Source organism: Sphingobacterium thalpophilum, assembly GCF_901482695.1.
GTDB lineage: Bacteria > Bacteroidota > Bacteroidia > Sphingobacteriales > Sphingobacteriaceae > Sphingobacterium > Sphingobacterium thalpophilum.
Genome location: NZ_LR590484.1, coordinates 375,140 through 395,203, shown reverse-complemented (window position 1 = coordinate 395,203; position 20,064 = coordinate 375,140). Strand labels below are relative to the sequence as shown.

The 20,064-nt window shown below is 42.7% G+C and carries 15 protein-coding genes; 9 read left to right on the top strand and 6 right to left on the bottom strand.

Going from position 1 to position 20,064, the window contains the following annotated elements:
• The first annotated feature begins 2 nt into the window (after window positions 1-2).
• Window positions 3-1,256 carry a C4-dicarboxylate transporter DctA gene (dctA, locus tag FGL37_RS01635; protein ID WP_028070042.1) on the top strand — a complete coding sequence of 418 codons (1,254 nt, stop codon included), beginning with the start codon at window positions 3-5 and terminating at the stop codon, window positions 1,254-1,256.
• 125 nt (window positions 1,257-1,381) lie between these two features.
• Here the strand turns inward: dctA and lon are convergent, their stop codons facing one another.
• On the bottom strand, window positions 1,382-3,859 hold the full coding sequence (lon, locus tag FGL37_RS01630) for an endopeptidase La (protein WP_028070043.1): 2,478 nt from the start codon (window positions 3,857-3,859) through the stop codon (window positions 1,382-1,384).
• Between the two features lie 347 nt (window positions 3,860-4,206).
• Between lon and FGL37_RS01625 the strand changes: the two genes are divergently transcribed.
• Together FGL37_RS01625 and FGL37_RS01620 are read left to right on the top strand one after the other, a co-directional pair.
• On the top strand, window positions 4,207-4,863 hold the full coding sequence (locus FGL37_RS01625; RefSeq protein ID WP_037533330.1) for a tetratricopeptide repeat protein: 657 nt from the start codon (window positions 4,207-4,209) through the stop codon (window positions 4,861-4,863).
• Between the two features lie 171 nt (window positions 4,864-5,034).
• Entirely contained in the window at window positions 5,035-5,589 is a 555-nt protein-coding gene (locus tag FGL37_RS01620; protein ID WP_028070045.1) for a ferritin, read from the top strand.
• 168 nt (window positions 5,590-5,757) lie between these two features.
• Here the strand turns inward: FGL37_RS01620 and FGL37_RS01615 are convergent, their stop codons facing one another.
• The 4 genes from FGL37_RS01615 to gpmI all read right to left on the bottom strand — a co-directional run bounded on the left by FGL37_RS01615 (window position 5,758) and on the right by gpmI (window position 10,761).
• Window positions 5,758-8,052, bottom strand: a complete 2,295-nt coding sequence (locus FGL37_RS01615; RefSeq protein ID WP_037533333.1) for a TonB-dependent receptor — start codon at window positions 8,050-8,052, stop codon at window positions 5,758-5,760.
• 157 nt (window positions 8,053-8,209) lie between these two features.
• Complete coding sequence (locus FGL37_RS01610; protein WP_138096653.1) at window positions 8,210-8,509, bottom strand: hypothetical protein; 300 nt, start codon at window positions 8,507-8,509, stop codon at window positions 8,210-8,212.
• A 151-nt stretch (window positions 8,510-8,660) separates the two neighbouring features.
• A complete protein-coding gene (locus FGL37_RS01605; RefSeq protein ID WP_028070048.1) occupies window positions 8,661-9,248 on the bottom strand; it encodes a hypothetical protein in 588 nt (195 codons plus the stop codon).
• Window positions 9,229-10,761: a 2,3-bisphosphoglycerate-independent phosphoglycerate mutase gene (gpmI, locus tag FGL37_RS01600; RefSeq protein ID WP_028070049.1), complete on the bottom strand. Its 1,533-nt coding sequence runs from the start codon at window positions 10,759-10,761 to the stop codon at window positions 9,229-9,231. Before gpmI ends, FGL37_RS01605 begins: the two co-directional genes overlap by 20 nt.
• A gap of 175 nt (window positions 10,762-10,936) precedes the next feature.
• Between gpmI and FGL37_RS01595 the strand changes: the two genes are divergently transcribed.
• The 4 genes from FGL37_RS01595 to FGL37_RS01580 all read left to right on the top strand — a co-directional run bounded on the left by FGL37_RS01595 (window position 10,937) and on the right by FGL37_RS01580 (window position 13,985).
• Window positions 10,937-11,392 carry a DUF4783 domain-containing protein gene (locus tag FGL37_RS01595; RefSeq protein WP_028070050.1) on the top strand — a complete coding sequence of 152 codons (456 nt, stop codon included), beginning with the start codon at window positions 10,937-10,939 and terminating at the stop codon, window positions 11,390-11,392.
• 79 nt (window positions 11,393-11,471) lie between these two features.
• On the top strand, window positions 11,472-12,329 hold the full coding sequence (nadC, locus tag FGL37_RS01590; RefSeq protein ID WP_028070051.1) for a carboxylating nicotinate-nucleotide diphosphorylase: 858 nt from the start codon (window positions 11,472-11,474) through the stop codon (window positions 12,327-12,329).
• 16 nt (window positions 12,330-12,345) lie between these two features.
• On the top strand, window positions 12,346-12,996 hold the full coding sequence (gene plsY, locus FGL37_RS01585; RefSeq protein ID WP_028070052.1) for a glycerol-3-phosphate 1-O-acyltransferase PlsY: 651 nt from the start codon (window positions 12,346-12,348) through the stop codon (window positions 12,994-12,996).
• A 176-nt stretch (window positions 12,997-13,172) separates the two neighbouring features.
• Window positions 13,173-13,985, top strand: a complete 813-nt coding sequence (locus FGL37_RS01580; protein WP_028070053.1) for a M48 family metallopeptidase — start codon at window positions 13,173-13,175, stop codon at window positions 13,983-13,985.
• A gap of 69 nt (window positions 13,986-14,054) precedes the next feature.
• Here the strand turns inward: FGL37_RS01580 and FGL37_RS01575 are convergent, their stop codons facing one another.
• Window positions 14,055-14,531, bottom strand: a complete 477-nt coding sequence (locus FGL37_RS01575; RefSeq protein ID WP_028070054.1) for a hypothetical protein — start codon at window positions 14,529-14,531, stop codon at window positions 14,055-14,057.
• Window positions 14,532-14,889: 358 nt separating this feature from the next.
• Here FGL37_RS01575 and FGL37_RS01570 point away from each other — a divergent pair, with 358 nt between their 5' ends.
• Together FGL37_RS01570 and FGL37_RS01565 are read left to right on the top strand one after the other, a co-directional pair.
• Complete coding sequence (locus FGL37_RS01570) at window positions 14,890-16,419, top strand: hypothetical protein (protein WP_028070055.1); 1,530 nt, start codon at window positions 14,890-14,892, stop codon at window positions 16,417-16,419.
• Between the two features lie 340 nt (window positions 16,420-16,759).
• Window positions 16,760-20,056 (top strand): TonB-dependent receptor, encoded by a 3,297-nt coding sequence (locus FGL37_RS01565; protein WP_028070056.1) that lies wholly within the window; start codon window positions 16,760-16,762, stop codon window positions 20,054-20,056.
• Window positions 20,057-20,064 lie beyond the last annotated feature (8 nt).

Below are 20,064 nucleotides of genomic sequence, written 5' to 3'. Positions count from 1 at the left end.
ACATGAAGCACATTTTTAAAAGTCTCTATTTTCAGGTCATCGTGGGAATATTGGTCGGTATTTTCTTTGGGGCCTTTTTTCCGGATTTTGCTGTCAAGCTCAAGCCTCTTGGGGATGCCTTTATCAAGTTGATCAAGATGGTAATCGCACCATTGATCTTCAGTTCGATCGTGATCGGGATTGCGGGGATGAAGGATGTAAAGAAAGTAGGAAAAATAGGGCTGACCTCCATTATTTATTTCGAGATCATGACCACCGTAGCCTTGATTATCGGTTTGGTCTTTGTGAATATCATTGAGCCGGGCAGAGGGATGAATGCCGATCCTGCCAGTCTGGATATCTCTTCAGTGTCTCACTATATTGCCGAGTCCAAGAAACCCCACACATTCATGGATTTTGTCATCGGAATTATCCCGGACAATGTCATTGCCTCGGTCGCTTCCGACAATTTGCTGCAGGTGCTGGTTTTTGCCGTATTGTTTGGTGTCGGGATGACAAAGATCGGTCAAAAGGCTTCGGAGCCCATTATCAATGTTCTGCAATCTTTCCTTAAGGTACTTTTTTCCATTATTAAGATGGTGATGTATCTGGCTCCTATAGGTGCTATGGGAGCGATGGGATTTACCATAGGCGCTTTTGGGATCAAGGCCCTGACTAAATTGGGAATGCTGATGCTAAGTTTCTATCTGACCTGTATTATCTTTATTGTTATTGTTATCGGGGCGGTATTGCATTTCTATGTCAAGGTCAATATTTTCAAATTTTTAAAATACATCAAAGGAGAGATCCTGATTGTACTGGGAACGTCCTCTTCGGAATCCGCCTTGCCGGGCATTATGCAGAAAATGGAAGAAGCTGGCTGCGCCAAATCAGTTGTGGGACTGGTGATTCCCACCGGATATTCTTTTAATCTGGATGGAACGAGTATTTATCTGACGATGGCGGCGGTATTCATTTCACAGGCACTCAATATGCACCTGAGCCTGGAGCAGGAAATAACGCTGCTCTTGGTACTGCTGTTGACCTCCAAAGGTGCTGCGGGGGTGACGGGAAGTGGTTTTGTGACTTTGGCTGCCACGCTGCCTGTCGTTGGCCACGTACCTATGGAATCCGTGGCCTTAGTCTTCGGCGTGGACCGTTTTATGAGTGAGGCAAGAGCCATCACCAATCTGATCGGTAATTCTGCGGCTACGTTGGTCATTTCCAAGTATGAAGATAGCCTGGATGAGCAGCTTCTTCATGAAAAACTTGGCTGATACTCGGCAGAAACGACTATGTAAACGTATTTTCAGTACAAGCGATAAGTCTAAACGAACAAGAGCCCGGTACTACCGGGCTCTTGGTTGTCATGGACAAACTATCTTATATGTTCAGGAGCTGATTATAGTTCTTTCTTGGTGTTTTCCATTCCTTGAGTCAAATCCAATGCACCATCAACTTTTTCGTTGAGCAGTGCCAGCTTAATCACCTGGGACATTTCGGTCACATAGTGGAACTGCATGTCTTTGATATAATCTTCTTTGATTTCCTGGATATCTTTTTCATTGGATTTGCAAAGGATAATGTCTTTGATATTGGCCCGTTTGGCCGCTAAGATTTTTTCCTTGATACCACCGACAGGGAGTACTTTTCCGCGGAGTGTAATCTCTCCTGTCATCGCCAGCTTCTCTCTCACTTTGCGTTGTGTGAATAAGGAAGTCAGTGCTGTCAGCATGGTTATCCCTGCCGATGGGCCATCTTTTGGAATAGCACCCGCAGGTACGTGGATATGGATATCCCAGTGGTCAAAGACCCGGTAGTCGATACCGAAAGAAGCAGCATGTGCTTTCAAATACGCTAAAGCAATGGATGCCGATTCTTTCATGACATCGCCGAGGTTACCTGTCAGACTCAGGCGGCCTTTACCAGGACTCAGGGACGATTCAATAAAGAGAATGTCACCACCTACAGATGTCCATGCCAATCCTGTCACTACACCGGCTACGTTATTGTTTTCGTAAATGTCTTTGTCAAAGATTGGCGCCCCGAGGATGTCCAGGACATCCTGTTCGTTGATACTTGGGTTATAATCTTTCTCCATGACGATGCGTGTAGCGATACCGCGGACAATCGAGCCTATTTTCTTTTCCAGTCCGCGTACACCGGACTCACGGGTATAATCTTCGATGATTTTTTCGATGATTTTGCCCTTCAGAGTCACATCTTTGGCTGCCATTCCATGCATCTCGCGCTGCTTTGGAAGCAGGTGTTTTTTGGCGATTTCTATTTTTTCCTCAATGGTATAACCGTTTACCTCAATGATTTCCATCCTGTCCAATAAGGCGGGTTGGATAGCACTCAGGGAGTTGGCTGTCGCAATAAACATCACCTTGGAAAGATCGAATTCCATTTCTACATAGTGATCATAGAAATGCGTATTTTGTTCTGGGTCGAGGACTTCCAGCAGGGCAGAAGAAGGGTCGCCTTTAAAGTCAGCGCTCATTTTATCGATCTCGTCCAGGATAAAGACGGGATTAGCTGCACCTGCTTTTTTCAGCGACTGGATGATACGGCCCGGCATTGCACCGATATAGGTTTTGCGGTGGCCTCTGATTTCGGCCTCGTCGCGCACGCCACCCAGGGCCATACGAGTATATTTGCGACCCAGTGCTTTCGCTATGGAGCGTCCCAGGGAAGTTTTGCCGACTCCGGGAGGGCCTACCAGGCAAAGAATCGGCGCCTTCATGTCATTTTTTAGCTTCAGTACCGCTAAGTATTCAATAATCCGTTTTTTTACTTTCTCCAGCCCGTAGTGATCCTTATCCAGGACTTTTTGGGCTTTATTTAAGTCAAAGTTGTCTTTGGTAGTTTCGTTCCATGGTAGATCGAGCAGCAGTTCCAGGTAATTGAGCTGTACGGAGTAATCTGCGGCTGCAGGATTGATTCGGGACAACTTCTCCAGCTCTTTGTTGAAATGCTTTTCGACATCGACATTCCATTTTTTTGTCTTGCCGCGTTTTTTTAACTCTTCGAGCTCTAGATCAGGCGTATTGCCACCAAGTTCTTCCTGAATGGTTTTCAGCTGCTGATTCAGGAAATAATCCCGTTGCTGTTTGTCCAGATCGACGCGTACCTTATTTTGAATCTGGTTTTTGAGTTCGAGCATCTGGATTTCGGCGGTTAGCAGCTCGAGCAGTAGCTTTGCGCGGTTTTCCACTTTGGCTATCTGGAGCAGCTCCTGTTTTTTGACCATCTCCACATTGATATTGGACGAAATGAAATTGATCAGAAAAGAGGGGCTTTCAATATTTTTGATTGCGATTCCCGCCTCACTGGGCAGATTTGGTGAAAGTTGGATGATCTGTAGTGCCATTTCTTTCAAGGTCGAAATGGTCGCCTTGAAATGCTTGGTCATCTTTGGCTTGGCTTCAGCGAACTTCTCCACACGAGCCTTGAGATAGGGCTCGGTTTCGACGATTTCGACGAGGTTAAAGCGCTGTTTACCTTGGATGATGACGGTAGTGTTGCCATCAGGCATCTGGAGCACCTTGATGATGTGGGCCACAGTACCTACTTTGTTTAGTTCTTCAAACCCAGGGTCCTCTACGGTCATATCTTTCTGTGAGACCACGCCTATCGTCTTATTGCCTTTGTAGGCATCTTTGACAAGCCTGATGGATTTATCTCTTCCGACGGTAATAGGAATGACAACGCCGGGGAATAACACGGTATTACGTAAAGGCAAAATAGATAATGCTTCTGGAATTTCAGCATTTGCCATATCGTCTTCATCCTGTTGTGTCAATAGTGGGAAGAATTCTGTATCTTCTGCAACGATTGGAATTGCCTGACTGAAATCAAAAGTTTCGAATTTGCTCATAGTGTTTATTTTGTGTATTTGGCAGTCGCTGACATGTTGTCGGCCAACCTTCAAATTTTAAGCTTCAAATACTGTTTCCCCTATATTGCAAGCGGAGTGCCAATTGCTAAAAGGTAGCAAAATTACAAATCTATTTCCGAGAATATGAAAAAAAGGCAGGTTAAATAAAATTTATCTGCCATTTGTTGGATAAATAGGCATAATAATTGTAATATTGGAATGTGAAAGAATAATCGTTGGCAGGAAATCCAAATGAAGGATACCCTATATTGTTGTCTGAAAGGGGTAACAAATGTCAGTAACGACCGTTCAACAGATATATTGATAAAAAACGTAACAATTTAGATATGAACTTAAAATCACTTAAATTAGGTTTGTTTACCGGAGTTTTTGCTTTGACAGCATTAAGCGTCAATGCGCAGCAACAAAAGCAGACCGAACATAGCAACGCGAATGTGCGCATGGGTCAAAAAGCGCTTTTGGACGGTGACTTCAAAAATGCGGAGTCCTATTTAACAAAAGCTTTGCCGCAAGAGGGAAAAGACCCGGATGTACTGTATATGCTGGGATACTCTCAATTTCAGAACGGTGATTACAAAAAATCAGCAGAGACATTTGGAAAGGTCGTCGCATTAAGTCCAAAAAACGCCAATGCGCTGTATTTCAAAGCTAAAGCAAATAACAATCTAGCGGTTCAGTCGAATAACAAGATATCCGTTGCAAATAAGGAGCAATTGCTGCGTGTTGCAATCGAGGATTATTCAAAAGCGATTGCCATTACGCCCACAGATTCTAAATTTTATCAGAATAGGGCAATTGCTAACCGCGATCTAGGTATTTTGACCGGTACTGCCGGAACACCGAACTACAATAAGGCAATGGCGACCGATGCGTATAATAATGCGATCAAAGATTACGAAAAAGTATTGAGCTTTGACGCATCCAAAAAAGATATCCAGACAGAGATCAAAAAAGCAAAGGTATATAGAGACAACTTGAAATAAGCTAGATGATATTTCAAAAAAAAAGGAAACTCTCGGGTTTCCTTTTTTTTTGGATCTATGCGCGGTGACCTGTACTGGGCAGTGAAGCCGCCCATGCTATTTGAGTCATAATTCCAAAACGAAATAGGCTTCTGGCTGTTCTTTTTATGAATCAACAATAAAAATAACAATATGGAAACGAATCGTTTGTCAAAGGAAATGGAAGACATTTTAATCAGTCAAATGACAAAAGAGGCTGAAGCGTCCCAGATTTATCTTGCTCTGGGCGTATGGGCCGATGATCAGGGATATGGAGGAATAGCCAATTTTCTATATCGGCATGCGCAGGAAGAGCGCAACCATATGACCAAGATCATGGGGTATATCCTGGAAAGAGGAGGCCGGCCCCGGATACAGGCAATCGCAGCTCCGCCCGCCGATCCTCAGACCTTGACCGAATGTTTCAACCGTGTATTTAAACATGAAGTAGACAATACGGAAGCAATTTATCGGATTGTCAATCTCGCTATGGAACAGAAAGACTGGGCGACATGGAATTTTGCACAATGGTTTGTCAAAGAGCAGATCGAGGAAGAGAAGCTCGCGCTTGAGCTGATCGACAAGCTGAAGATTGCAGGGGGCGACCGTGCTTCGGACGAGTCACTATTTGCGTTGGATTCTTCGTTGGAGCAAATGCCGGATGACGTACCATTGGCCAGAGAGTCAACAGCAGATGATCCTAAATAAGATGGAATTGGCTAGTCGTTGTTTGCGAATGCTGACGATGTCATCATATGACGCTGTCCTGTTGCCAATCTAACGCATGAGCATTCATGCTTTAATGAAGAAGCGTGAATCAATAAGTGTGATAGTTAAAAAACAGGAGCCGATTCGGCTCCTGTTTTATATGTGATATTATTTTATGGTGAAGGGCAGGTAGACCCCTACCGTAATATTTCTTCCCATATTATAAACCCCGAAACTAGGGTCTTCTTGTGATAATCTTCCCGGCCGTAATCGGCTCAGGGCATCATAATAACGTTTGTCAGTCAGATTGGATGCCGAAGCGTACACCTTTAGCGGCTGCCTTCCTAGATGTAGAGTCGTCCCCAGAGACGCATTGAGCAGTGTGTATGAAGCTGCTGCCGTTTCGAAGGTTTCGTCGATTCGATTCTGTTTAAAATAATTGTCCAGTCCGACAGCGAAGTAGAAGGCGTGCAGACCTCGGATCTTAGGTTCCAGTCGTAATGTGTTGTGTAACACAGCGGCAGGAATCAAGGCTAGGGGCCGGTCAAAGGTATTGTTTTGTGCGTGCGTATAACTGAAGTTGTTGTCCAGATGGATCCAGTTCATCAGGTGAAAGTTTAGACTTCCTTCAAACCCGAAGAGGTTGGCGTTTACCTGCCCATAGCGATATACGTCGTAGGTATGGGTATTGTCGTCCTCGTCCACGATCGTTTTTACGTCACCTTTCTGAGCCGATGCGTAGATGAAATTATGGATATAATTCTCGTAGATTCCGATGCTTCCCGTCACGATGCTATGACCAAACTCAAGCATGGCGTCAGCCTGATAACTCCGTTCCGCCTTCAGATTTTCGTTGCCGATTTCATAGCGGGCGGTTCCCTCATGGACGCCGTTAGAGCCCAGCTCGGCTGGGTTTGGAGCCCTAAAGGCCGAGCCTGCGTTGGCTTTGAAATTGAGATCTTCACTGAAGCTATGTGTAAAGCCCAATGCCGTACTGACGTTGCTGAATTTGTTTCTGAATCCCGGAAACTGTTCTTCATCATCCACGATAAGCTGCTTGCCTTTACTGTTGACATAATCGTAACGCAGGCCTAGACTAAAGGTGTTGGCATCCCAGGTCTTTTTGGCGTATCCGAAGGCGCCCAGTTCGACCTGGTCATAGGCTGGAATCAAAAATTCATTTCCTTTATTTACACTATGTTCCTGACTGGCACTGATCCCAAAGATCTTTTGCCAGCCGTTGGTTTCGCCCAGATAGTATTTGGCATCCAATGAATAGGTGTTGAGATCAAAAAATAGTGAGGGAGTCGCTTCTTCCAGTTCCCGGCGTTGGTTTTTTTGATACCCTAGATCCAGTTTCAGGTGACCTGTACCGATCACAAAATTGTTGTTCATAGAGACCTTATAGTGGCGGATATCCTGTTTTGGGTAATCCAGACGACGACTTTTGGAGTTGCCATATAGCACATCTCCCGGTTCGGCCTCATGAAAGCCAATGTTATTTTTCAGGTACGAGAAGTTTAGGTGGGAAAATCCCCATTGCTTGTTGAGGCCGACCATACCGCTGGCACTGCTGTTGTTGAAGCCGCTATTGATGTACCTGCCTGCTGGCGTATTATACGCATAGGCATTCTGATAAGATCCGCGTCCACGCCAGACAAAGCCATTCTGATTACCTGTTAGCATCAATGAATTGTTTGTCAACCCATTATTTGTCGAGTAGCTGGACAGCAGTTCACCTTTTATTTCACCGGGAGCTGGGGCATTGGGATCCAGCACATTGATGACACCGCCAATGGCATCCGATCCGTACATGAGAGAAGCTGCTCCACGTAGTACTTCAACGCGATCGGGCTGGTTTTGGTCGATCTCGATACCGTGTTCGTCCCCCCATTGCTGTCCCATTTGTTTCACACCATTATTGACGGTGACAACACGGTTGTAGCCCAGTCCACGGATGACAGGTTTGGAGATGCCCTGTCCTGTCGTAACCTGGCTCAAACCCGGCACCTGGCGTGCTAAGGCATCAATAAAATTTGTTGCATTTCCCTGCAGCTCATCTTTGGAGATTACGGACACGGAGGTGCTGTTGCGCCGGCTCTGTGCGGTCACCAGTGTTCCTGTCACCACGACCTCATTGGTCTCGATGATACTTTCCGTAAGCACGACATCCAGGGTGACATCTTCGGCGGTCAGGTCCACGGTTCTGATAAGTGACTGGTAGCCGATGTAGCGCACTTCGATGAGATATCGCCCGCTGGAGGGGAGGGATTTGAAAGCGTATCGCCCAGCTTGATCGGAAGAGGTGCTTGAGCGAAGCTGCAATAGCGATATTGTTGCGCCGGCAATAGGCTGGCCTGTTTTGGCATCGGTGATTTTGCCGGATATGCTTGCAGCAGTTGCCGAAAATAGGTAGAAGGAGCAGACAAATGTCAATATGCTGCCCAATATGTAGTTTTTCATCTGTAATTATTTTTTTGGTGCTGAACAACATGTCACAGCACGTTGGTCGTTTTTGGAAAAAAGATCATTATCATGCAAAAACAGCAACGTCGCTACTCCATGCGAGTTGCGTTTCGCTCCATTTAGCGTGATTGATCAATTTGTTGTAAAAAGGAAATTAACAGATGGGGGGACCGCGATTGCCGGACAGCAGCACTTCGGCTTTTTGATCGACGATCAGGAACAGGCCAAACGTTAAGGTGCGTTCGGGCAGCAGGAATTCGGTCTGGTCAAAATGAAATAGCAGCTGTGTGTGCGCGTTCTGGTCACATATGGAACATTTGGGATGGTCCGCATGCTGTTTTTTAGTACAGGTATCCACGACGGACAAGTGGGTGTGCTCGTGTGAATGGGTATAGACAATGAACTGACCTATTAAGAAAGTCAGCAAGAGCGTGAATGCTGCTAGCTTGTTCAATGATATACCTCGCACGTTGAAACCACCTGTTTTAAACCCTTGATCCCAAAGAATCAAGGGAGCCCCTGTAATAAGTGCTGCTTTTTACAGCAGCAGACAGGGCAAATATAAGCAAAATAATAAACAAGCAATTGTGTTGCATTTATTATTTTTATTTTTTTACTTGGACAAAGTGGCCGATAATCTCATATTGGTTGGGATCCAGCCCGTGTACGTCCTGAAGTTTGACGATGCGGTAGAGCGAGTCGCTGTAATAATCCAGTTTCTCGTCACTGTCATAGAGTGAATTGGTAATTTTTTTTACGATATGTATATGTTTTACCTTTTCGTTTTTGTCAAATTCGATCCGTAGTTTTTGTATTTGCAATGTTTTCTTTTTGGCTGTAAACTCTGTAATACAGTCAACGGAGCTCACCTGATAAAGCGATGGATCAAAATTTTTACTGATATCGGCAGACTGGAAGGCAGACAATTCGTTTTTCCAATTGGCGATCTTGAGTTCGCGCTGTTCTTTCTCTCCATCCTTGTTGACGGATTTCAGTACCGTGGGGTTTGATTGCTGCAGGCGTTGCGCTTCGGCATTAAAAAAGGAATCCACGGAGAAAATATCCGTTGTTTTCTTGTTGCTTTTTTGTCCTGTGGGTGTGCTGCAACTCCAAAAAAGCAGCGCACTGCCCGCTAACAAGGGGAGTGCGCCACGTAAGTTTTTATACAATTTATTATTCAGATACCAATACATTTCCTGTCATTTCAACGGGAATATCGACACCCAGCAGTTTAAGGACCGTTGGTGCAATATCTCCTAATTTTCCATCTGCAATTTTTTTGTATTGATCATCGATCAGGATACAAGGAACCAAGTTGGTGGTATGCGCAGTGTTGGGCGAACCATCCTCATTGATCATAAACTCGGAGTTGCCATGGTCGGCAAGGATGATAAAGGAGTAGCCATTTTTGAGGCCGGTTTCCACCACCGTTTGGGTACATTGGTCAACAGTCTCTACAGCTTTGACTACCGCTTCAAACACACCTGTGTGGCCTACCATATCCGGATTCGCAAAATTCAGGCAGATAAAGTCGGGCTGTAAGGTTTCCATGTCTTTGACGATAGCTTCGGTGACACCTTTAGCAGACATCTCGGGCTGCAGATCGTAGGTGGCGACTTTTGGTGAAGGTACCAAGAGGCGATTTTCGCCTTTGAACTCCTGCTCGCGGCCACCGGAGAAGAAAAATGTCACATGTGGATATTTTTCCGTCTCGGCAATACGTGTCTGTGTTTTGTTGTTGGCTTCGAGTACTTCACCCAGTGTATTGGTTAAATTATCTTTCTGGAAGACAACGCGTACGTTCTGGAAGGTGTCATCGTACGAGGTCATCGTGATGTAGTACAGATCCAACGGCTTTAAGTCGTATTCAGGAAAAGCCTTTTGGGTGAGCGCAATGGTGATCTCACGTCCACGGTCTGTCCGGAAATTATAGCAGAAGACCACATCACCTTCCTGAATAGTTGCTAACGGAGTACCTGCGGCGTCGACTAGGGCGATGGGTTTTACGAACTCATCAGTGACCCCCTCATCGTAGGACTTTTGGATAGCAGCGACCAGGTCGGTAGATTTTTCTCCTTGGCCCTTCACCAGCAGGTCATAGGCCAGTTTAACGCGTTCCCATCGGTTATCGCGGTCCATTGAATAATAGCGGCCAATTGCTGAGGCTAAGGTACCGGCACTGTGTCCCAGGTATTCCTGAAGATCCTTTACATAGCCGATACCCGAATTTGGATCGGTATCGCGGCCATCCAAAAAGGCGTGGATAAATACCTGACTGCTACTCAGTCCTGCATGTTTGGCGGCGTCGCATAAGCCTTTCAGGTGTTTGGTATGGGCATGTACCCCTCCATCAGAAAGCAGACCTATAAAATGTACTTTTTTATTGTTTTCGATTGCATATTTGAATGCGTCCTGAATTACGATATCGGTGTTAAACACACCGTCATTGACGGCTTTGTGGATTCGCCCAAGCTCTTGGTAAACAATCCTTCCGGCGCCGAGATTCATGTGGCCGACTTCGGAGTTGCCCATCTGTCCATCAGGCAGGCCAACGGCTTCACCGGAAGCTTCCAGCGTGGAGTTGGGATAGGTTTCCAATAAATGATCTAAAAATGGGGTACTGGCAGCTTCAACTGCGTTTGATTTATCATGTTTTCCATATCCTAGTCCGTCTAGGATCATGAGTGCAACTTTTTTCTTATTCATCGTATAACAAAGATAACCTTAATTTTAGATACTGTCAATGCATGTTCAAAAACTTCCCTTGTTTATATGCAATAATTTCATAGGTTTGTGGCATAGTTTATGTGCTGTAAACTATGCTTACCTAATGATTGATTGTATCTGCTATGGAAACTGTTCTATATTATTTTTGAGCTATATGAAAATTTTAAGCCATTGCGTATTCATATTTGTTTATAGCCTTTTCATACACACTGACGCCCTCGGGCACCTATCGAAGGATTTAAACGCAGTTCGGCCAACAATATGGGCGGAGGAAGAATCTTTGGGCAGTATTTCGGAGGAGCTCAAAACCTATTTGAAAGAAGGTAACGCCAAGAACTTAGCGAAATATTTTGGTTCCAATCTCACCTTATCGTTGTTGGGTGAAAATGGTGTCTATACAAAATATCAGTCAGAAATTATGCTGGGGACTTTTTTCAATCAGCATAAGCCCAAAGCCGTGAAACTCACGCAAAACAGCAGCACTAATAATGGCTATCAGTTTTTTACGTTTTCATTGACTACTGAGCAGGCCAGCTACCGGGTGTTTATCAAGATCGGGACGGGGTCCAATCACAATACCATTGAGGAGCTCCGGATCGACAAAAGCTGATTGTAGCCGAATATTTTTTTAGCATTCTATTTTTCCTTTAAAAAATTATTCCACATCTTAGCCTAAATAAATGGCATTTATGGAGAAGGAAATCAAGGACTATTTAGCGCAATTTGTAAAACAGGCCGTTGCGGAAGATATAGGAGATGGGGATCATACCTCGTTGTCGACCATCGAAGCGGGAGCGCAGGGTGAGGCGAAGCTGATTGTAAAGGATGATGGTATTTTAGCGGGAATCGAAGTTGCGCAGGCGATCATGGCCTATATCGATGAGACCTTGAGCTGTGAGGTATTTATCCAGGATGGTAGCGAAGTGAAAGTCGGTGACATCGCTTTTTATGTGCGTGGCCATATTCAGAGTATTTTGCTGGCTGAACGGCTGGTGCTCAATGTAATGCAACGAATGAGCGGCATTGCGACGACCACCCGAAAGTATGTTGACCTTTTAAAAGGTACAGGCACACAGGTGTTGGATACACGCAAAACCACCCCTTTGTTGCGGGTACTGGAAAAGGAGGCCGTCCGTATCGGCGGAGGTACCAATCACCGCTTTGGGCTATACGACATGATTTTGATCAAGGATAATCATGTGGATTATAGTGGTGGAATCGTGCCGGCGCTGACCCGGGCAAATGCCTATAGAAAGCAATTAAATAAACCAATAGAAATAGAAATTGAAGTCCGAAATTTTGCGGAGCTTGACGAAGTTCTTAACTTTGGCGAAGTGGACCGAATCATGTTGGATAATTTTTCACCTGAGGATGTGGCCAAAGCTGTGCAGATTATCGATCATCGATTCAAGACAGAGGCTTCCGGAGGAATAACATTTGAGACAATTCGGTCATATGCGGAAGCTGGCGTAGACTATATTTCGGTAGGAGCTTTGACTCACAGTGTCAAAAGCCTGGATCTTAGTTTGAAAGCCAAATTAATATAAGAACTGATTTAATTTAATGATATCGATTTATTTAGTAATTGCAGTATTACTAGCTTATTTGTTTGGTTCAATACCTACAGCAGTCTGGTTGGGCCAAGCATTGTATGGGGTAGATGTTCGTGAGTATGGGAGCGGTAATGCTGGAGCGACTAATACCTTTAGGGTGCTGGGGCCGAAGGCGGGCTCCATTGTGATGTTTGTGGATATATTTAAAGGCTGGACTGCAACGAATCTGGCCTATCTTATTGAGCTCGGACAAAACACGAGCGATGTTCAATTTGTGAATTTTCAGCTGGCTCTGGGCGTCATAGCTGTATTGGGACATCTCTTTCCTGTATTTGCAGGGTTTCGGGGCGGTAAGGGAGTTGCTACCCTTTTTGGGATGATATTGGCTATCCATACACCGGCGGCATTGCTCTGCGTGTCGGTATTTATTATTATCCTGCTGACGACACATTATGTGTCACTAAGCTCCATTTCAGCAGGATTTGCATTCCCTTTCAGCTTAGCATTTGTATTTAAGACCACTATCCCTTCCGTGCTGCTGTATGGGATGGCAATCTGTATCTTACTGCTGATTACTCACCAAAAAAACATTGAACGGCTGTTGAAGGGGCATGAATCCAAAATTTATCTGTTCAAGAAAAAAGCCAAACCTAAAGAATAGGCACAATAATTGTATTCTTTTGAAAAGTATGCTATAGATTATGATGCGATATCCGGACTAACTTCACGTCACTGAAAATAAGGCGGGATATATCCTATGGCCATTGAATAATAAAGTTGGGCTCTAGGGGTCCATGAATGCAATTGAAACGAACACGAAGAAATAAAAATATACATATGAAAGGCATGATTAAGTATTCAGCTATGGCATTAGCTTGTGCGGTGCTGGCATCGGGGTTGTCCGGCTGTGCAACGTCAGCGGTGACCGGTAAAAAATATTTGAAATTGGTCAGTGCAGATCAGGTCAATCAGCAAGCTGCATTGGCTTATAAAGATTTCTTGTCCAAAAATAGTTCGAAGGTCGTGACTGGTACTGCTGATGCGGCGATGGTAAAACGTGTTGGCAATCGATTGGCTACAGCCGTCAATCAGTATTTGCAAAGTAAGGGGATGGGCAATAAGTTTAATTTTAACTGGGAATTTAATCTGGTAAAGAGCGATGACGTCAATGCCTGGTGTATGCCGGGAGGTAAAGTTGCGGTATATACCGGTATCTTGCCTGTGACGCGTACTGAGGCGGGGCTGGCGACGGTTATGGGGCATGAAATCGCGCACGCGATTGAGGAGCATTCCGTGGCGCAGGCATCCAATCAGATGGCCTTACAGATGGGCGGTCAGATACTGGGATCGGCGGCAGGCATATCCGGCAGTACAGCATTGGGCGTATTCAATAACCTGTATGGTTTGGGTGGCAGCTTGGCGCAGCTGAAGTTTTCACGCAGTGACGAGTCGTCTGCTGATGCTGCGGGGCTCATTATCATGGCCTTGGCTGGGTACGATCCGAACGAGGCGGTTGGTTTCTGGAAGCGTATGGCGGCAGGCAGCCAAAAAGGGCAGCCTGAGTTTTTGAGTACCCACCCGAGCGATGCTAGACGTATCGCCGATATTCAAAGGCAGATACCAGCTGCCATGAAGTATTACCGGAAGTAGAAGAGTAGTTTATATACATAAGGAAAGAGCATGGCATTAATTTGGCATGCTCTTTTTTCTTTTCTGGTGCTATACGCCGGCTATTGCGTCAGATATGCCAAAGACTACACCTAAGATCAGTCCCATCAGGTTGAAGGCGATGGTAATGATGACGATGATCCCAATGAATTTATAATGCTTTTTCAGCGCGTCAAAACATAGTTCCAATTGGATGTTGTCGCGGGTGTCAATTGCTTTTTTTGCCTTTGCTCCAAAGTTATACAAGAAATAAATGGGCAGGCAGGCGAACGCAAGGAGCAACAGATACAAGATGCCGAAGGTAGATAGGGCCCCAGCAGCGACATATTCACCCTGCCCAAGCGACAGCGCGCTGGAGCCGAATATCAGGCCGATCATGGTCAGCGCTGATATGCCGATAAAAATAAAACAGATGATAGCCAAAAAGTTGGCCCATTTGGCGGCCGAGGCTAAAAAGGATAGTCCAGCAGGCGACAACTTAATATCTGCAGGCTCCTGAAAAGAAGAATTTTGAATACCGTCTTCCATGAAACAAAGAATTATAAAGGTGTGCGAATTTCCAAAAAGTTCCTGATTTTAAAAACATTTTTCTAAAGAAACCACAGTGCATTTCGAATAGTTTATTATTCGGTGGTAAATATTTGGCTTTGTAGCTGTTTTGCTGCAAAAAAAATGAGTTTATCAAGTCATTTTTGGCTAACAGAAAGTTAGTCTATTTTTTCCGAAAGGTAAATGGATAAATGGAAGAATGTTGTTACAAAAGACGACGATGTAATCATTGTTTTTTAAATATTTATTAAATCTTTTTATTTAAAGAGTTTTAAAACTTTTGTTTTCTTATTTTAGATGGTAAATATACTTTTTAACATTTTGATTTATATATTCTATGAAAAGAAAAATTTTTTTTACCATTGTTTTGATAAGCTTATTTGGTTGCAACAAGCGCGAATTGGTGTCAGATGATAATATTAGTCTTAGTGGAATAAATACGATAGCTCGAACGAATAATGTATTGACTGCACCTTGGCTTGGCTCTACTGATATCACCATCTATACTAGGAATAGTAGTCTTATCACAGTACCATTAACAGTCTCTTATCCATGGTATTCAGCGGGAAACCCGTTGGCCGTAGCTAATCCAGATATTCAACCTGCTGATGGTTGGGAATTGGTATATGATGATCTTGGAAACGCTGCAAAGGGGGTTGATTTTCCTTTTTTTGCTCTCTACAATAAATATAGGGGAATTCTACGTCTATTCTTATACAATTCACAACGTGTTTCTGCTAACTATTTTAGGGCTGAATTATATTTTAGAGAGAGTAATTTTTCGAATTCTATCTTATCCTATATTGGTGACGAAGCAAAATCAACTTATGCAACATATGATCCTTCAGAAAAACAGACTGTTGTTGCTTATGCTAATGCGTTCTCGTCATGGATAAACTTTGATTTTACATTGACAAATTATGATGACAGGATTAATAAAAATAATGTTCTAGATTTCAAGATGTATTCCATCAACGAATCTAATATAAATTTGTCCTCTACAGAGTTTACATTGGCACATGAATTAGCTAGTAAAGCTCAGTTAGGAACCTCATCGTCATCTTTTTCTTCAGCTCTACAGACTGGCCAAAAGTATATTAAAACATTTGATGATACTAAAAAACTTTTAAAGGAGGCTGGGGGACTGTCTGACAGACCGTCGTTGTTAACAACAATTGGGTCAATAGCGAGTAAGTCCTATCTTAATGCAATTCCGTTGTTTGGTCAAGCACTGGGGATCGTGAGTGCGTTTATTGGAGGTAAATCTCAACCTTTCCAATGGCAAATGCTCAAATTTAATGGAAGTCTTAAATTGGAAGGTACGTTCACATCTACAGTTCCTGTATATACTTTGTCTTTATCAACAAGTAATGATATTCCTACTGGATCGGTAATAAGGAAATTAAATGCAACAAGCTTTGGAGTTTTTAATTTGAAGAACAGTCCTGAGTTATTAGTTATTAAAGATGAGGAACGTTGGGATGAAGGTGGACATCCTGATTGGCCAATGGCGGATCGAGACTACATGAGAACAACAGATTTTAAGCTTAAGAATGAGACTACTGATTTACTTTTAAATCCAACATCCGGTCTTAATCTAATATCAAGAAGAGTTAGGCTGGTTGCTGACTTCGATAGCCGTTCCTATGGTGAAGGCCAATACTTAAATGAAAGTTTTCACGATTGGAATTCAAATGTTGTTTTTGGGTCCGTCTACAGTAAATATGACGTTTGGGACGGCTATTCTTACCCAATGGTTGATCCTGGTAAGTTGGGACTAGAATTGACTTTTAGACCAATTGGAATGTCTGATAACTCAAAAGATATACTGTTTCTGAAACTATATAAAATTAAGGTTATCCATTAATGATATATGTGGTTGACAAGAAGTTTCTAATTTGATTGGAGACTTCTTGTTGTTATGAATGACTTAAGTAGGTAAGATTGGATTTGATATGTTGCTGTTACAAAATAAGTATGAACAATTGGATGTGGAAAACTATTGAGGTCTGTTAGAAACATTTCTATATCGCGGTTTAAAAGATATTATAACGTTTTTTTTGATTAAAAATTGTGTTGAAGAAAGCAGAATTCGGACGTAGTTATATAAAGCCGATGTGCTGTAGTGTGTTAAGTTTATATTAACTCCTTTGTTATTTAAAATCTGTTAGTAATTTTGCTTAACATTTTTTAACAAATCACATTATATGAAAAGATCTTTACTCTTTTTCGCTCTTGTTATGGCCAGCTATGGTGCAGTACAAGCTCAGGTGACAACAAGTAGCGTTACAGGTATTGTAAAAGAGTCAAACGGCAGTTTAACTTCAGGAGCAACTATCAAGGCAACACACGTGCCTTCTGGGACGGTGTATTCGGGTTCATCGAACGCGGCAGGGCGATTCAACTTGCCTGCCATGCGTGTTGGAGGACCTTACCGCATAGAAGTGACTTATGTGGGCCAACAACCTATTGTATATGAAGATGTGTATTTACAATTGGGGGAGCCGTTTGTTTTAAATCCAGTTTTTGGGGATGGCGCCACCAGCTTAGATGAAGTAGTGGTGACCCGTGGCGCCACTCTGAAGAGTGAACGTAATGGTGCTTCAACTATTGTTGGACGTCGTCAAATTGAAAATCTGCCGTCCATTTCCAGAAGTGTTAATGACTTGACTCGCTTAACCCCCCAAGCAAACGGTACAGCCATTGGAGGGGGGAATTATCGTGCAAACAATTTCACGGTCGATGGAGCTAACTTTAATAACCAATTTGGTATAGGTCAAAATATACCAGCAAACGGGTCACCAATTTCTATAGATGCAATTGAACAAATTTCAGTAAATGTTACCCCGTTTGATGTCCGCCAATCGGGCTTCACTGGAGCCGCAGTAAATGCTGTAACCCGTTCTGGACGAAATGATTTCTTTGGTACCGCATTCTATACAGGTCGATCAGACAAGCAACAGGGGACGCGTGTAAAAGATGTTACTATCCCAGTAAATCAATTATCAGTAAAGCAGTTTGGAGCTAGTCTTGGAGGCCCTATTATTAAAAATAAGTTATTTTTCTTTGTTAATTTCGAAAGGAGTGAAACAACCGAACCGGGAACTAATAAAGTCGCTTCGACTGATGCTGCGCCGGCTGGATCAGCAAGTTACATCGCTAGACCTTCTGAAACGTTTCTCAATGGTGTTAGAGATTACTTAATTAAAACCTATGGGTATAATCCAGGTGAATATCAAGGATATGATAATGATATAAGTAATACCAAAATTTTTGGACGATTAGACTGGAATATTGCCGAAAAACATAAGTTGAGTTTTAAATATAATCAAGTTAAAAGTCACGATATCGGCGGATTAAGTTCATCGACAACAAATTCGGGAGTCTCCTTCTCTAGTGCAAACAATAGGCTTTCAAACAACGCTCTATATTTTTCCAACTCTAATTATATACAGAATTCTAATCTGTATTCTGGAACAATGGAGTATACAGGGAATTTAGGCGCTAATCTAAATCATACAGCTCGTGTTTCATATGTTAAGCAAAATGAACCTAGAAGCTCTAACAGTGCGTTATTTCCTCTGGTAGATATTAAAGATGGTGCTTCCGTGATCACTACTTTTGGATATGAACCATTTACTTATGGAAATTTGAGGGATGTCGCTACTCTTACCGCTAACTATGATTTAAATTATATTTTGAATAATCATAATTTCACTGGAGGTTTTCAATTTGAGACAAGTACTACAAAAAATGGTTTCCAAAGATTCGGAACTGGATATTATGTATTTGATTCTTGGGAAGATTTTACTTCTGGCAAGAAGCCAAGTAACTATGCGATAACATATCCATTAACTGCAGATGGATCACAGGCTTATCCGAGGTTTAAGTTCAATCAATATTCTCTGTATTTGCAGGATGAACTTACTGTCAATGAAAAATTAAAGTTAACCGGAGGAGTGCGTTTAGAACTTCCTACATTCCCTGGAGTAGACGAAATTAAAACGCACCCATTAGTTCAACAGTTGACTTTTGCAAACGGAGAGAAAATTAATACAGGAAATTTGCCGAAATCTCGGATAATGGTGTCTCCACGTTTTGGATTCAATTATGATGCTCTTGGAGACCGATCTTTGATTGTTCGCGGTGGCTCCGGTGTATTCACAGGCCGTATTCCTTTTGTTTGGATTGTCGCTCAATCTGGTGATGCAGGTATGCTTCAATTTACTGATACTTATAGTGGTAAGACAAATCCAAATATGCCAGATTTTAGTCCTGACATTACAGCAAATATACCTACAACAAAACCAGCAGGAGGTACGAAAATACCATCTAGTATCTCTTATATGGCCGATAATCTTAAATTTCCTTCAACGTGGAAATCAAGTTTGGCAGTCGATTATAAATTACCTTATGGAATTGTTGCAACTGTTGAAGGTATTTATAATAAAGATATTAATGCTGTAGTCGCAAAAAACATGAATTTAGTTGATCCAAAAGAACTTGGAATCAATGGTTATGGTGATAACAGGGCGATCTATCCTAGTGCTAATATTGATAAATACATCAATAAATTAGATGCTGATGGTCAAGCTTCTCCTACTGCGACAAATAGTTTTTCTGCGATAAAAATGTTGAATGCGAAAGGAGGACATTATTGGTCTGCTTCATTTCAATTAGTAAAGAATTTCGATCAAGGTTTTGCTGCATCGATTGCTTATGTGCGTAGTGGCGCTAAAAATTATGGAGATGGATCTGGTGATCAGATCGCCAATTTATGGAGCTTACCGATGCAAAATTCTGGAAACCCCAATAATGCTAGCTTGAGTTATACTTCTAATATTGTTCCTGACCGTATTGTCGCGTCTGCCAGCTATACAAATAAGTGGATCAAAAACTTGAGTACTTCAATGACATTATTTTATTCTGGCTCTTCAACAGGACGTATATCATATTATTACACAGCTGACTTTAATAGAGATGGGTGGAACGGAAATGATTTAATTTACGTTCCAAAAGATGCTTCTGAGATTACGTTTGTCGATATTCCGAAAGGATTATCGGATTACTCAGGCAAAGCCTATACGGCCCAAGAACAGGCTGATATTTTTTGGGATATAATAAACAATGACAAATATTTGAGTAGTAGAAAAGGCCAGTACGCAGAACGAAACGGTGGTACTATGCCTTGGAGACATCAATTTGATTTTAGATTTTCTCAAGAATTATTTAATGGCATCGGAGGGAAGAAAAATTCTTTAGAGTTTTTCTGGGATGTATTCAATATCGGAAACTTGTTTAATTCAGATTGGGGAGTTTATAAGTTTGCTAACAACGGATTGCTTAATCCAAGAAATGTATCAAGTTTAGGAGATGGTACTACAAAACCGACATTTCAGCTTGGATCAGCGAACGGAGATATCATTCGTTCGACGACACGTGTGAATGAATCTATCTCTTCAACCTATTACATGCAGTTTGGCGTTAAATTTAAGTTTAACTAGTTTTTAGC